We start from the raw sequence: 13,890 nt of genomic DNA on the forward strand, positions 1-13,890 counted from the left end.
GAGAGGTGTGAGGTGCCGCCGGAGGCGTTCAGTCGCCGGCGGCGGTCGCGCCGCGCTCGGTGTCCCGGAGGGCGGCCGCGAGGTGCTTGGCGATGGCGCGCGAGCCGGCAGGCGACGGGTGTACGGCGTCCGGGTCGTAGTCGCCGGGGCGCCTGGGGTCGACCGCCTCGCGACCGTCGACGACGACGATGCGCGGGTCGCGCTCGGCGAGCCGGGTGAAGCGTTGGCGCATCACCGCGAGCTCGTCGCCGCACCGGCCGTACGGGAAGGGGGCGCGGTCGGGCACGTCGTAGTAGCTCCACAGGACGACGCCGGCGCCGTCGCGGCGGACGTCGGCGACGAGGTCGGCGACGACGCCGCTGCGCGCGTCGGGCGCGAGGAGGCGGTCGAGGGTCGCGTCGCAGGGGCCGCACCCGCACCGCTCGACGAGGTCGTTGGCGCCGCCCTGGACGACGACCCAGGCCCAGGGGCCGGGGGCGTAGCCGGCCCCGATGCGTTCCTTCTCGGGGCCGAGGAGGGTCGCGCCGGGCACGGCGCGCGAGGTGACGGGCACGCCGAGCACGTCGCGCAGGCCGTCGGCGACCGCGGCGCCCTCCGCCTCGTTCCAGGCCATGACGCTGTCGCCGAGCACCAGGATGGCGTCCCGGGCAGCGGGGTCGGTGCCGTCGGTCTGGGCGCAGGCGGGCGTCGCAAGGATCGCGAGGAGGGCGAGGAGGGACCTCGCGAGCGCGCGCCTCACGCGGCGTCGCTTTCCGCGGGGTCGTCGATCTGGGCGGCGTCGTCGCCGTGGGCGGCGAGGGTGCGGTAGGCCTCGCGTTGGGCGTCGTCGAGGGTGGCGGGCACCGTGACGCGGAGGTGCACGCGTTGGTCGCCGCGCCCGCCGCCCTTCGTCGGCCACCCTTGCCCGCGGAGCCGAAGGACGCGCCCGCCGGAGCTGCCGGGGGGGATCGTCACCTCGGCGGGGCCGGCGAGGGTCGGGACCTCGACCGTCCCCCCGAGCGCCGCGAGGTGGTCGGGGACGGCGACGGTGGTGCGGACGTCGTCGCCGTCGAGGCGGAGGCCGCCGGAGGGACGCACGCGGACCTTGAGGTGCAGATCGCCGCCGCGGGGCGCCTGCCCGCGGAGGCGGAGGGTGGTGCCGGGACGCACGCCGGCGGGGACGGTGACGCTCACGCGGCGACCGCCGACGGTGATGGCGACGTCGCCACCGTGGTAGGCGCGGTGCAGGTCGAGGGCGAGGTCGCCCTCGGCGGGGGCGGGCGCCGCGCTCCGGGCGCCGCGCAGGTCGGCGAACGGGTCGCCGCCCACCGTTCCGCTGCGGAAGCCCCCCATGCCGCTCGCGCTTCCGAAGAGGCTCTGGAAGAAGTCGCTGAAGCCGGCCGCGGTGTCGGGGTCGACCTGCGTCCACACCTGCCCGCCGCCGGGACCGCCGGCGAAGCCGCCGCCCTGCGGGGGGACCTGGCCGGTCCGGCCGTAGGTGTCGTACACCTTGCGCTTCTCGGGGTCGGACAGGGCGGTGTACGCCTCGTTGACCTCCTTGAAGCGGTCCTCCGCCGCAGGGTCGTCGGGGTTGCGGTCGGGGTGGTGTTTCGCGGCCGCCTTGCGGTAGGCGCGCTTGATGTCGTCCTGGCTGGCGTCGCGCGCGACGCCGAGCACGTCGTAGTAGTCCTTGAAGTCGGCCACGGGGTCACCTCCCTTCCGTGCCGCGGGCGTCCGCGGGCGTGTCCGCGGGGGCGCCCGCGCGGGCGGCCGGCGGCGTCAGTCCTGGTAGACGACGACGCGGGCGGGGCGGACCAACCGGTCGCCGCGCACGTAGCCGGCCTCGAACACCTGCGCGATGGTGCCGGGCGCGCCGTCGTCGCCGGCCGGGACGCTGGAGAGCGCCTCGTGCCGGTCGGGATCGAAGGTCTCGCCGACCGCGCCGACGCGTTCGACGCCGAGCTTGCCGAGTTCGCGCTCCAGCCCCTCCATCACCGCGCGGACGCCGGGCACGATGTCGGCGGGGTCGCCCTGGTCGGCGGCCTCGAGCGCGCGGCGCAGGTCGTCGGCGACCTGCATGACCGGGAGGACGGCGGCGTCGAAGCCGGCGTCGCGGGCGCGGGCCTCCTCGCCGGCGGCGCGGCGGCGGACGGTGTCGAGCTCGGCGCGGGCGCGGAGCGCCCGGTCGCGTTCCGCTTCGAGGTCGCTCTGCGCCTGCTCGAGTTGCGCCTGGACGAGGGCGATCTCGTTGCGGAGGATCGACGTTTCGTCGTCGCCCGCCGCGCCGCCCTCCCCGGCGCCGGCCTCGGCCGGCGCATCGGGGGTGGACGGGGCGTCGACGGGCTCGACGTCGGGGGCGGGCTCGACCTCGGGGGCCGGCGCGTCGTCGGGGCGGGGCTCGTCGTTCACGCGCTCACCCGGCCGGCTTGAAGTCGGCGTCGACGACGTCGTCCTCGTCGTCCGCGGAGGTCGCCTCGTCCGCTTCGGCGGCGGCGGTCTCCGCCTCCTCCTCGGCGGGGGCGGTGGCCGCCTGGAAGGTCTGCAGCGCCTCGGCGAGGGTCTGCGTCAGCTCCTCGTAGCGGTCCTTCTCGACGTTCGGGTCGTCGACCGCCTTGGCGACGTCGTCGATGGCGCTCTGGAGCGGCTGCTTCTGGTCGTCGGTCGCGCTCTCGGTCTCGTCGAGGATCTTCTGCGCTTGGGTGCGCATGGAGTCCGCGGCGTTGCGGGCCTCGGCCACCTCGCGGAACGCGGCGTCCTCGTCGGCGTGGCGTTCGGCGTCCTGGACCATCCGGTCCACCTCGTCCTCGCTGAGGGTGGTGGTGTTCTGGATGGTGATGCTGGCCTCCTTGCCGGTGGACTTCTCGCGGGCGGAGACGTTCAGAACGCCGTTGGCGTCGATGTCGTAGGTGATCTCGATCTGCGGCATGCCGGCCGGCATCGGGGGGATCTCGTCGAGCTTGAACTTGCCGAGCGACTTGTTCTCCCGCGCCATGCTGCGTTCGCCCTGCAGGACGTGCACCTCGACGCCGGTCTGGTTGGCGTCGGCGGTGGTGAACGTCTCGGTCTTGCGGACCGGGACGGTGGTGTTGCGCTCGATGAGGGTGGTGAACACGCCCCCCTTCGTTTCGACGCCGAGGCTGAGCGGCGTGACGTCGAGGAGGACGATGTCCTCGACGTCACCCTTGAGGACGCCCGCCTGGATGGCGGCCCCGAGCGCGACGACCTCGTCGGGGTTGACCGATTGGTTGGGGGCCTTGCCGAGCATCTCCTGGACGACGTCCTTGACGGCGGGCACGCGGGTGGAGCCGCCGACGAGGATGACCTCGTCGACGTCGCCCTTGGCGATGTCGGCGTCGGAGAGGGCGTCCTCGACCGGCTTGCGGAGGCGCTTCAGGAGCGGGGCGATGAGGTCCTCGAAGGTGCTGCGGGTGAGCTTCTTCTCGAGGTAGAGCGGGGCGTTGCTGCCGGGGTCCATCGCGATGAACGGCAGGCTGATGGTCGTCTCGGGGAGGCCGGAGAGTTCGATCTTGGCCTTCTCCGCCGCTTCGATCATGCGTTGCAGCGCCTGCTTGTCCTTCTTGAGGTCGACGCCGTACTCCTTCTGGAAGTCCTCGGCGAGCCAGTCGACGATGGCGTAGTCGAAGTCGCTCCCGCCGAGGTGGGTGTCGCCGTGCGTGGAGCGCACCTCGAACACCCCTTCGCCGACCTCGAGGACGGAGACGTCGAAGGTCCCGCCGCCGAAGTCGAAGACGAGGACGGTCTCGCTGCCCTTCTTGTCGAGGCCGTAGGCGAGCGCCGCCGCGGTGGGTTCGTTGACGATGCGCAGGACCTCGAGGCCGGCGATCTTGCCGGCGTTCTGCGTCGCTTCGCGCTGGGCGTTGTTGAAGTAGGCGGGGACGGTGATGACCGCTTCGGTGATCTTCTCGCCCAGCTGGTCGCTGGCGTCGGCGACGAGCTTGCGCAGGATCATGGCGCTGATCTCTTCGGGGCTGTGGAGCTCTTCGCCGACCTTGAAGCGGACGCCGCCGTCGTCGGCCTTGACGACCTCGTAGGGGGCGCGTTCGACCTCGCTGGCGACCTCCTCCCAGGTGCGGCCCATGAAGCGCTTGATCTCGAAGAGGGTGCCCTGCGCGTTGAGGACGGCTTGGCGTTTGGCGACCTGGCCGACGAGGCGTTGGTCGTCCTTGAAGGCGACGACGGACGGGGTGGTGCGCGCGCCCTCGCCGTTGACGAGGACGGTCGGTTCGCCGCCCTCCATGCGTGCGATGACGCTGTTCGTGGTTCCGAGGTCGATGCCGACGGCGTTGCCCATGGGGGGCCTCCATTCGTGGTGCGGGAATCGCGTGCGCGGCGCGCACGGCGCGCCCGCCGACCTCAGGTTCGTTGAGGGAGGCGGACGCAGGGTGTCTAGGAGGAAGCGTAGCAGGGCCGAGCAGGCCCTGTCAACAGATGTGAGTGCAATACACTCAAGTCGGGGGTAGGGGGAGGGAGCGTCCGCCCTCAGCCGACGACGACGTCCGCCTCGCCCCGCAGCCCCGCATCCACCCACGCCGTCGTCGGGACCGGCACGCCCCGTTCCGCCGCACGCGCCCGCACCGCCCCCGACGTCGCCGCCACCTCCAGCGGGCGTCCCCGCGCCCGATCGACCTGCATCGACGTCGGCACGGCCTCCAGCGCCCGGATCGACGCCAGGGTCGCGTCGACGTCGCCTGCGTCCAACGGCACGCCGCTCGCGAGGCCCAGGGCGTGCACCTCCCGCACGATCGCCTCGACCACCGGCGCGTACTCCGGCGCCTCGATCAACGCCCGCGGGTCGCGGTCGACCCAGGCGGACAGCGGGTTCAGGGCGACGGTCGTCATCCACTTCCGCCACAGCTCCGCCTCGATCCGCTGCGTCGACGTCGCCGGCACGCCCGCCCGCTCGAACGCGTCGGCGAGCGCCTGCGCCTCGTACGGGTCCGCTTCGCCGCGACGCCCGTCCGGCCACGGCCCCAGCACGAGGCGCGCCTCCCCCCGCGCCTCGACGCGCCCCGGCGCCACGACGTGCGCCCCCACGCCGGCCGCGACCCCGCCGAGCGTCCGGGCGCCGCCGACCCCGTCGGCGATCCACGCCTCGGCGTCCACACCGTTCTGCAGCGACACGACCGGCGCGTCGCCGCGCGCCAACCAGGGCCCCACCTCCTGGAGCACGTCGCGCACCTGGTACGCCTTGAGCGCCACCAGGACCGCGTCGAACGCCCCCGGGTCGCGGTCCGAGCGAAGCGTCGCGACGTCGACCGCGTCGACGGGCCCCTCGAAGGCAAAGGTCGGGTGCGCGACCGCCGCACCGTGCGCGCGCATCGCCTCGAGATGCGCACCGCGCGCCACGAACGTCACCGACTCGCCGATCGCCACGAGGCGCGTGCCGTAGACCAAGCCGATCCCCCCCGCCCCCACGATGAGCCAACGCATACGCAAAGCGTACCCGCCGTCGTACCGTGGGGGGGCGGGGCGCCCCCCGCCCGAGGAGACCCGATGCAGTACCTCATCCTGGCCTACGACGCCCCCGACGCCCGCGACCGGCGCATGCAGGTCCGCGCCACCCACCTCGAGAACCTCCAACCGCTCGTCGACGCCGGCCGCGTCGCCATCGGCGGCGTGATGCTCGCCGAGGACGGCGAAACGATCCGCGGCTCGATGCTCGTCGTCGAAGCCGAGGGCGAGGACGCCGTCCGCGCCCTCGTCGACGACGACGTCTACACGAAGGAGGGGGTGTGGGAGCGCGTCGAGATCACGCCGTTTCGTCGGTCGGTATGAGGCCGCGGCACGCCGCGTGCTAAGGTCGCGCCGTCGTCACAATCCGGTCGACCCGAAAGGACGGTTCCCCATGTTCCGACGCTTCGCAGGTCTCCTCGTCGCCGCCACGCTGACCCTCGGTCTCGTGCACGCGCAGGACGAGCTCGTCATCGCCTTCCAGGGCGGCGCCGCCACCCTCGACCCGATGATGCGCAACGAGACCACCACCATCTCCTGGCAGCGCCACATCTTCGACAACGTCACCGCCTTCGACCGCGACGGGAACGTCGTGCCCGGCATCGCCACGAGCTGGGAGAACGTCGACCCGACCACCTGGCACTTCGAGATCCGGCAGGGGGTGACGTTCCACGACGGCACCCCCATGACCGCGGAGGACGTCGCGTTCAGCATCGACCGCGCCGCGACGCACCCGATGAGCGAGATGCGCGGGGGGCTCAGCACCTACGAAGCGGCGACCGCCCTCGACGTCGACACGGTGGAGGTCACGACGACCGCCCCCGACCCGCTCATGCCCGCCAACCTCGATTACGTCCGGGTCGTTCCGCAGGCCCTGATCGAAGAGGTCGGCGAGGAGGCGTTCGCGGAGAACCCGGTCGGCACGGGACCGTACGTCTTCCAGGACTGGTTGGCCGAGGACTACCTCGAGCTCGACGCGAACCCCGACTACTGGGGCGGCACGCCCGCCTACGAGGACGTCCGCCTGACCGCCATTCCCAACGGCGCCACCCGCGTCGCGGCGCTGTTGTCCGGCGAGGTCGACATGGCCGTCACCGTTCTCCCGCAGGACGTCCCCCGCGTCGAAGCGTCGAGCGACGCGTACGTCAGCCAGGAGCCCGGGCTGCGCGTAATCTACCTGGCGCTGGACGACGTCCGCGAGGACACGCCCGGCATGAGCGAACCCAACCCCTTCCTCGACGTGCGCGTCCGCCAAGCGGTGTTCCACGCGATCGACATGGACACGATCGCCGACCGCATCATGAGCGGCGCCTCCACCCCCGCCTCGCAGTTCCTCGCGCCCTTCAACGAGGGCTACGTCGAGGACCTCGAGCGGCCCGCCTACGACCCCGAACGCGCCCGCGACCTGCTCGCGGAGGCCGGCTACGAGGACGGCTTCACGGTGCGCCTCGACGCCCCCAACGACCGCTACCTCAACGACGCCCTGATCGCGCAGGCGGTCGGCGGCCAGCTCGGCGAGGTCGGCATCGACGTCGAGGTGAACGCGGTCCCGCGCGCGGTGTTCTTCCCCGAGCACTTCAACAACGGCAACTCGACGATGGCGATCAGCGGCTGGGCGTCCAACAACACCGGCGCGACCCTGAACGGCATCTTCCACTGCTGGGACGAAGAGGCCGGCCTCGGCCGCTTCAACCCGTTCTGGTACTGCAACGAGGAGATCGACGCGATGATCGCCGACGCGATCACCATCTTCGACGCCGAAGAACGCGCCGCGGCGTTCGGCGCCATCATCGAGAAGAGCCAGACCGAGGACGTTGCCTACGTCCCGCTGCACTACCAGAACCAGGTGGTCGCGGTGGCCGAAGGCCTCGCCTTCCAGGCGCGCGGCGACGGCTACGTCTTCGCGACCGACGTCACCCCGGCCGACTGACCGACCGCCCTGCGGTGCGGTGGGGGCGCCTGCGCGCCCCCACCGGCCGACGCCGCCGACGGCTCCGCCCCGTTCCCCCTCCCCGCCCCAGCCGGGGTCCCGATAGGATGCGCGCGTGACGACGTTCCTGCTGCGCCGCACGGCGCAGGCGCTCTTCACCGTCTGGGTCGTCGCGACCCTGGTGTTCGCGCTCCTGCACGTCGCGGGCGACCCGGCGCAGATCCTCGCGCCGCCCGACATGAACCAGATCCAGGTGGCGGAGCTGCGCGAAGCGCTCGGCCTGGACGAACCGATCTGGGTCCAGTACGGCGTGTTCCTCGGCAACCTCCTGCAGGGCGACCTGGGCATCAGCTACTACAACGGCCGCCCCGCCCTCGAGCTGGTCCTCGAGCGGCTCCCCGCGACCTTCGAGCTCGTCCTTTCGGCGCTCGCCATCGCGCTGGTCGTCGGCGTACCGCTCGGCATCCTCGCCGCCCTGTCCGCCGGCAGCCGCCTCGACCGGGCCCTGCGCTTCATCTCCGTCATCGGGATCAGCGCCCCGACGTTCTGGATCGGCATCATGCTGATCCTGGTGTTCAGCGTCGAATGGGGGCTGCTGCCCTCCTCGGGCCGCGGCGGCCCGATCAACCTGGTGCTGCCCGCCGTGACCCTCAGCCTGTTCAGCCTCGCGTTCTTCCTCCGCATCGTGCGGAGCAGCTTCCTCGAGGTCCTCACCCAGGACTTCGTACGCACCGCGCGCGCCAAGGGCCTGCCGCGAGGCGTGGTGAACGTCAAGCACGCCCTCCGCAACGCCCTGATCCCCTTCGTCACGATCGCCGGCCTGCAGTTCGGCCAACTGCTGACCAGCTCGGTCGTGACCGAAACGATCTTCGCGTGGCCCGGCATGAACCGCCTGGTACTCCAAGCGATGTACCGCCTCGACTACCCCATCATCCTCGCCTTCGCCATCGTCGTCGCCGTCACGTTCGCCACGATCAACCTCGTCGTGGACGTCGTCTACGGCTTCGTGGACCCGCGGGTGCGCCATGCCTGAGCGCCGCGCCCGCCGCTGGTTGCGCACGATCCCCTGGTTCTCCGCGAGCCTGCTCGCACTGCTGATCCTCGTCGCGCTCACCGCACCGTGGCTCACGCCGCACGACCCCCGGCAGCAGGACCTGCTCGCGTCGTTCCTGCCGCCGGTCTGGACCGGGGCCGGGGAGGTCACCCACCCGTTCGGCACCGACGAACTCGGTCGCGACGTCCTCGCCAACATCCTGTTCGGGCTCCGCGTCAGCCTGCTCGTCGGCTTCGGCTCCGTCGCGATCTCGGTGCTCGTCGGCACGCCCCTGGGCCTCTGGGCCGGCTACCGCGGGGGGCGCATCGATTCGCTCCTCATGCGCCTCGTCGACGTCCAGCTGTCGCTCCCGATCATCCTCGTCGCGCTCGGCGTCCTGGCGGTCTGGGGGGCGGGCCTGTGGAAGGTGATCCTCGTCATCGGCCTCGTCGGTTGGGCGGAGGTCGCGCGCCTCGTGCGCGGCAGCGTCCTCGCCGAACGCTCCCGCGAGTACGTCACCGCCGCCGAAGCCCTCGCCGCCGGCGTCCCCCGGATCCTGTTCCGGCACGCCCTCCCCAACGTCCTCAACGCCCTGCTGGTGCTGGTGTCGGTGATGATGCCGCGCTTCATCATCCTCGAGGCGACGCTGTCCTTCCTCGGGCTGGGCGTGGCGATCGATACGCCGTCGTTGGGTCTGGCGGTCTCGCGCGGCTACGAGTACCTGTTCAGCGGGTCGTGGTGGACCAGCACCCTCCCCGGCCTCGCGCTCCTACTCCTGGTGCTCGCCGTGAACCTGCTCGGCGACTGGTTGCGCGACGCCCTCGACCCCCGCGCCGCCTGACCCGCGCCGCGCCACCCACGACGCCCCCAGCCCCACCGACAGCATCGCGCCGGAGGCCAGGAACCACCGCGCGTCGACCTGCGCCTCGCGCCACGCGAAGGTGCCCTCGAGCGCCGCCCCCGCCCACACGACCGCCAGCAGGCCCGGCGCGCCCCCCAGCGCGGTGGCGGCGACGAACGGTCCGAACGGCGCGCGAGCGGCGCCCGCGACGACGTTGACCGCGTCCCCCGGCAGCGACGCCAGGCGCGCGAACAGCGTCGCCCGGAAGGCGTTGCGGTGCAGCGACGCCCGCCACCGCGCGAGCCGACCCCCCGCGGGGCGGTCGGTCGGGTCGCCGCGCACGAAGCGCGCCAGGGCGTACGCCACCCCCGCCGACCCCAACACCCCCGCCCAGGCGACGGCCGCCCCCAGCCACGGCCCGAGCGCCCACCCGGCGAACAGCGTCAGGACGGTCGAGGGGAACAACAGCACGCCCCGCACCAGGTAGGCCGCGAGGACGCCGGGCACGACCCAGCGGCCGGTCGCGAGCGCCTCGAGGCCGCCGGCGCTGGCGCCGGCCGGGCCCAAGCCCGACCACCAGGCGCCCCCCCACGCGAGGGCCAGGAGGACCGCCCAGACGCCCAGCAGGCGCGCGCGGCGGGCGGTCACGCCCCCGGGTCGGGCCGCTCGTTCAGGACCTCCGCGAAGCGGTCGCCGTCGGTGAGGTCCAGGCGCAGCGGCGTGAGCGAGCCGTACCCCTGCTCGATCGCCCACCGGTCGGTGTCCGGCTCGACGCGTTCGCGGGGGCGTTCGGCGAACCAGTAGTGGCGGCGCCCCATCGGGTCCTCGCCGGGGATGACGAGCCCCTCGTAGTGCCGGACCGACATCCGCGTCCAGCGCAGCCCCTTGGGCTCGAGCGGGAAGTTCGCGTTCAGGAGCGGCAGGTGCGGGATCGCCAGGAACGTCTCGATGACCTGCGCGACGTACGGCTCGAGGGCGGAGAAGTCCGGTTCCGCGCCGGCCTCGTCGACCGGCGCGCTGAAGGCGACGGCGGGGATGCCGAGGAACGACGCCTGCTTGGCGGCGGCGACCGTACCGGAGTGCCAGATGTTGTGGCCGATGTTGAGGCCCAGGTTGATGCCGGTGAGCACCAGATCCACCTTGTCCCAATGGTGCGCCCCGAGCGCGACGCAGTCGGCGGGGGTGCCGTCGACGCGGTACGCCTCGATCCCCTCGATGCGGGTCTCGGTGTAGTGCAGCGGGCGCCGCACCGTGATCGCGTGACTCATCGCCGACTGCTCGACGTCGGGCGCGACGACGCGGACGTCCCCGAACCGCTGAGCGACGCGCGCGAGGGTGTGGAGGCCGGGACTGTGGACGCCGTCGTCGTTGCTGACCAGGATGCGCATGGGGCCAGGCTACCGCTTGGCGACCGGCGGCGGCGGGGACGAGGGGGGCGCGGCCGTCGCCGCGCTCACGTCGAGGTGGGGGCGGGCCCGTACGGCACCGGCACCAGCCGGGCCTCCCGGACGTCGACGAGCCCGCGGTCGGTGAGCTTGAGGTCGGGGATGACGGCCAACCCGAGGAACGACAGCGCCATCAACGGCGAGGGCAGCGTGACGCCCAGCGACGCCGCGGCGGCGTCGAGGGCATCCAGGGCGTCCGCCACCGCGTCGAGCGGCGCGTCGGTGAGGAGCCCCCCGAACGGAAGCGCCAACTCCGCGAGGACGGCGCCGTCCTCGACCGCCACCAGCCCACCCCCGAGCGCCGCCACGCGCTTCAGCGCCACGGCGATCGACGGCGCGTCCGCCCCGACCGCCATCAGGTTGTGGTGGTCGTGCCCGACGCTGCACGCGAGCGCCCCCCGCTCGAGCGTGAAGCCCTGGACGTACGCCGCGGCGCTGCGCCCGTGCACCCCGTGGCGTTCGGTGCACGTCAGCAACGCCAGGTCCCGGGCGGGGTCGGCCGCGAGGCGCCCGGCATCCACGCGCGGCGTCGCCTCGCGCGCGTCGGTCGCGAGGCTCCCCGGCCGCACCCCGACGACCGGGACCGGTGCGCCCGGGTCGCCGTCGCGCCAGCGGAGCGCAGCGTCGAGCGACGCCGCGACGTCGGCCGGCACCGTCACGCTCGCCGCGAGGCCGGCCCCCGCGGCGCCCACCCCCGGGTCGTCCGGCCCGGCGAGCGGCGCGACGAGCGCCCCGTCGCGCGCCACCTCGCGGCCGCCCTTGAACACGCGCACGGCGTGCAGGTCACCGAGGTCCGCCCCCCAGGCGGTCAGGTCGGCGAGGTAACCGGGCGCGACCGCTCCGCGGCGCGGCAGCCGGTAGTGCCGAGCGACGTTCCACGTCGCCGCCGCGAGCGCGGCGAGCGGGTCCGCGCCGGCCCGAATCGCGGTGCGGACCGCGTGGTCGACCCCCCCGAGCCGGAGGAGGTCGTGGGGGAGTTGGTCGTCGCTGCAGAAGCCGAGGCGTTCGGCGCGGGCGGCGTCGAACAACGGGGCGAGGGCGGCGGCGTCCTTGGCGACCGACCCCTCGCGGACGAACAGGAACATCCCCGCGCGGAGCTTCTCGAGCCCCTCCTCGAAGCGGCTGGCCTCGTGGTCGCTCTGCACGCCGGCGGCGAGGTACGCCTGCAGCGCCGAGCCCCCCAGGCCGGGGGCGTGCCCCTCGACGGTGGCGGCGGCGGCTTCGGCGACGGCGGCCTTCGCGAGCGCCTCCGGTTCGCCGGCGACGACGTCGGGGAAGCTCATGAGTTCCGCCAGGCCGACGACGCCGTCGTCGCCCATCAGGGTGCGGATCGCGTCGGCGTCGAGGTGCGCGCCGGGCGTCTCCAGCGCGGTCGAGGGGACGCAGGACGGCACCGTCGCGAACACGTCGAACGGGAGGCCCCGCGCGGCGGCGAGGAGCCAGCGCACGGCGGGCACGCCGGCGACGTTGGCGACCTCGTGCGGGTCGGTGATCACGCCGGTCACGCCGCGCGGGAGGACCGCTTCGGCGTAGCGGGCGGGCGTCACGAGCGACGACTCGAGGTGCATGTGCCCGTCCAGCAGGCCGGGGGTGAGCAGCGCCCCGGGCAGCTCCAGCGTGGCGGCGGCCGGGGGACGGTCGCCACGGGCGGCGGCGGCGGGCGACACGACCGCCGCGATCCAGCGGCCCGTGATCAACACGTCGGCGGGGCGGGCCTCCCGGACGAACGGGTCGAGGACGTGCGCACCGCGCAGGTGCAGGTCCGCCGGCGCGCGGCCGGTCGCGACGTCCACCAGCGCGCGGCGGGCGTCGGGGCCGGGAAGCGAACCGGGGTCGGGCGAAGCATCGTGGGGCGCCATGCCCCAGCGTAGCGCGGCGCCCGGGACCGCCGGGCGCCGCGCGGGACGGCGTCCCCCGCCGCCGCGGCGGCGGGGGACGCGAGGCCGTTCGGGTTACTGCGGTTCGTTGTCCCAGGGGCCCACCACGCCGGGCGCGGCGAACTCCATCGAGAGCAGGTCCCCGAGCGTCGGCAGGTAGCCGTCCTCGTAGACGAGGTTCCCGTTGCGGTCCTCGAGCGGACCCATGAACGGCTCGAACACGTCGCGGCCCTGCGCCATCTGGTCGCGACGCTCCAGCACGAGCTCGTAGACGTCGATCTCGCCGAACTCGGGGTGGTCGATCACGACGTCGCGCAGGTCGTCGACGAAACCGTCGGCGACCGGCACGCCCGGCTCGGCGCCGAGCTCGACGGCACCCTGCTCGAGCAGCCAGAAGTAGTCGACGTCCTCGAGGTTCGTGGTCGTGTAGGTCCCGTCGAGGACCTTCTCGAGGATGTCGACGTAGATCGTGTCCCAGTGCACCAGCTGGCCCGACGCCACGTGGTCGGGCGCGAACTCGACCATGCTCGCGTAGTGCGAGAAGCCGGGGTAGCCGCGGTCGGCGGCGACCTGGATCACGGTCGGGGTGTCCTCGGTGAAGGCCAGGACGTCGGCGCCGTTCGCCATGAGCGCCTCGCTGGCCTCGGTCGCGCCGGCGGGATCGAACCAGTTGTACAGCCAGCGCACGGCGACCTCGGCGTCGGGGTTCACCTCGCGCGCCCCGAGGGCGAAGCCGTTGATGTGGCGCTTGACCTCGGCGATCGGGAAGGCGGCGACGTAGCCGAGGTTCCCCGTCTCCGACAACGCCGCGGCGATCAGGCCGTTGAGGTAGTACACCTGGTAGAAGTCCGCCATGTAGGTCAGCACGTTCGGGGCGCGGGAGATGCCCGTGCCCCACCCGAAGATCACGTCGGGGTAGCGCTGCGCGGCGGCGAGGATGCCGTCGCCGTAGCCGAAGCTGGTGCCGAAGATGACGTCGGCGCCGTCGGCGACGAGCTGGTCGATGAACGCCTCGACCTCGGGCTCGGGCACGTCCTCGACGTACACCGTTTCGATGGCGTCCCCGAAGTGCTCCTGGGTGGCCTGTCGACCGAGGTCGTGGGCGTAACTGAAGCCGTAGTCGCCGACCGGGCCGACGTAGATGAAGGCCACCTTCAGGGGGTCGTCCTGAGCGGTGGCGAACGCGAGGGCGAGAAGGGCGGCGAGGGACACGAGGATGCGGCGCATGGGAACCTCCGTGCGGAACTGGGGACGTGGAACCGACGGGCGAACGACCGAAGCCGCGGGTGCGGCGACGGACCGGGGGGAGGGGG

At 73.3% G+C, this 13,890-nt stretch carries 13 protein-coding genes; 4 read left to right on the forward strand and 9 right to left on the reverse strand.

Going from position 1 to position 13,890, the window contains the following annotated elements:
- Positions 1-28 precede the first annotated feature (28 nt).
- From RI554_01455 to RI554_01475, 5 genes are all read right to left on the reverse strand, one after another.
- The gene (locus RI554_01455) at positions 29-739 is read right to left on the reverse strand and encodes an SGNH/GDSL hydrolase family protein (protein MDR9390677.1); all 711 of its coding nucleotides are present in this window, start codon (positions 737-739) and stop codon (positions 29-31) included.
- Entirely contained in the window at positions 736-1,683 is a 948-nt protein-coding gene (locus RI554_01460) for a DnaJ domain-containing protein (protein ID MDR9390678.1), read from the reverse strand. The genes RI554_01455 and RI554_01460 overlap by 4 nt, the downstream gene beginning before the upstream one ends.
- Positions 1,684-1,758: 75 nt before the next feature.
- Complete coding sequence (locus RI554_01465) at positions 1,759-2,388, reverse strand: nucleotide exchange factor GrpE (protein MDR9390679.1); 630 nt, start codon at positions 2,386-2,388, stop codon at positions 1,759-1,761.
- 4 nt (positions 2,389-2,392) lie between these two features.
- Positions 2,393-4,291: a molecular chaperone DnaK gene (dnaK, locus tag RI554_01470; GenBank protein ID MDR9390680.1), complete on the reverse strand. Its 1,899-nt coding sequence runs from the start codon at positions 4,289-4,291 to the stop codon at positions 2,393-2,395.
- A gap of 188 nt (positions 4,292-4,479) precedes the next feature.
- Positions 4,480-5,430 (reverse strand): 2-dehydropantoate 2-reductase, encoded by a 951-nt coding sequence (locus RI554_01475; GenBank protein MDR9390681.1) that lies wholly within the window; start codon positions 5,428-5,430, stop codon positions 4,480-4,482.
- 63 nt (positions 5,431-5,493) lie between these two features.
- Between RI554_01475 and RI554_01480 the strand changes: the two genes are divergently transcribed.
- The 4 genes from RI554_01480 (at position 5,494) to RI554_01495 (ending at position 9,255) form a co-directional block, all read left to right on the forward strand.
- Positions 5,494-5,775: a YciI family protein gene (locus RI554_01480; GenBank protein MDR9390682.1), complete on the forward strand. Its 282-nt coding sequence runs from the start codon at positions 5,494-5,496 to the stop codon at positions 5,773-5,775.
- Positions 5,776-5,845: 70 nt separating this feature from the next.
- Entirely contained in the window at positions 5,846-7,381 is a 1,536-nt protein-coding gene (locus tag RI554_01485; GenBank protein ID MDR9390683.1) for an ABC transporter substrate-binding protein, read from the forward strand.
- Between the two features lie 115 nt (positions 7,382-7,496).
- Positions 7,497-8,414 carry an ABC transporter permease gene (locus RI554_01490; protein ID MDR9390684.1) on the forward strand — a complete coding sequence of 306 codons (918 nt, stop codon included), beginning with the start codon at positions 7,497-7,499 and terminating at the stop codon, positions 8,412-8,414.
- Positions 8,407-9,255 (forward strand): ABC transporter permease, encoded by an 849-nt coding sequence (locus RI554_01495; protein ID MDR9390685.1) that lies wholly within the window; start codon positions 8,407-8,409, stop codon positions 9,253-9,255. The genes RI554_01490 and RI554_01495 overlap by 8 nt, the downstream gene beginning before the upstream one ends.
- Here RI554_01495 and RI554_01500 read toward each other — a convergent pair.
- The 4 genes from RI554_01500 to RI554_01515 all read right to left on the reverse strand — a co-directional run bounded on the left by RI554_01500 (position 9,184) and on the right by RI554_01515 (position 13,804).
- Positions 9,184-9,903, reverse strand: coding sequence for a VTT domain-containing protein (locus RI554_01500; protein ID MDR9390686.1), 720 nt, complete (start codon positions 9,901-9,903; stop codon positions 9,184-9,186). The two genes, RI554_01495 and RI554_01500, sit on opposite strands and share 72 nt — an antisense overlap.
- On the reverse strand, positions 9,900-10,643 hold the full coding sequence (gene surE, locus RI554_01505) for a 5'/3'-nucleotidase SurE (GenBank protein ID MDR9390687.1): 744 nt from the start codon (positions 10,641-10,643) through the stop codon (positions 9,900-9,902). The genes RI554_01500 and surE overlap by 4 nt, the downstream gene beginning before the upstream one ends.
- Before the next feature lie 65 nt (positions 10,644-10,708).
- Positions 10,709-12,559 (reverse strand): adenine deaminase C-terminal domain-containing protein, encoded by a 1,851-nt coding sequence (locus RI554_01510; protein MDR9390688.1) that lies wholly within the window; start codon positions 12,557-12,559, stop codon positions 10,709-10,711.
- Positions 12,560-12,652: 93 nt separating this feature from the next.
- Positions 12,653-13,804: a BMP family ABC transporter substrate-binding protein gene (locus tag RI554_01515; GenBank protein ID MDR9390689.1), complete on the reverse strand. Its 1,152-nt coding sequence runs from the start codon at positions 13,802-13,804 to the stop codon at positions 12,653-12,655.
- Positions 13,805-13,890: the final 86 nt, after the last annotated feature.

The organism is Trueperaceae bacterium (assembly GCA_031581195.1).
In the GTDB taxonomy this organism is placed as follows: Bacteria; Deinococcota; Deinococci; order Deinococcales; family Trueperaceae; genus SLSQ01.

Coding starts and splice junctions, on each gene's coding strand:
- RI554_01475 (MDR9390681.1), bottom strand. CDS start 5,430: ATGCGTTGGCTCATCGTGGGGGCGGGGGGGATCGGCTTGGTCTACGGC.
- RI554_01480 (MDR9390682.1), top strand. CDS start 5,494: ATGCAGTACCTCATCCTGGCCTACGACGCCCCCGACGCCCGCGACCGG.
- dnaK (MDR9390680.1), bottom strand. CDS start 4,291: ATGGGCAACGCCGTCGGCATCGACCTCGGAACCACGAACAGCGTCATC.
- RI554_01485 (MDR9390683.1), top strand. CDS start 5,846: ATGTTCCGACGCTTCGCAGGTCTCCTCGTCGCCGCCACGCTGACCCTC.
- RI554_01495 (MDR9390685.1), top strand. CDS start 8,407: ATGCCTGAGCGCCGCGCCCGCCGCTGGTTGCGCACGATCCCCTGGTTC.
- RI554_01510 (MDR9390688.1), bottom strand. CDS start 12,559: ATGGCGCCCCACGATGCTTCGCCCGACCCCGGTTCGCTTCCCGGCCCC.
- surE (MDR9390687.1), bottom strand. CDS start 10,643: ATGCGCATCCTGGTCAGCAACGACGACGGCGTCCACAGTCCCGGCCTC.
- RI554_01515 (MDR9390689.1), bottom strand. CDS start 13,804: ATGCGCCGCATCCTCGTGTCCCTCGCCGCCCTTCTCGCCCTCGCGTTC.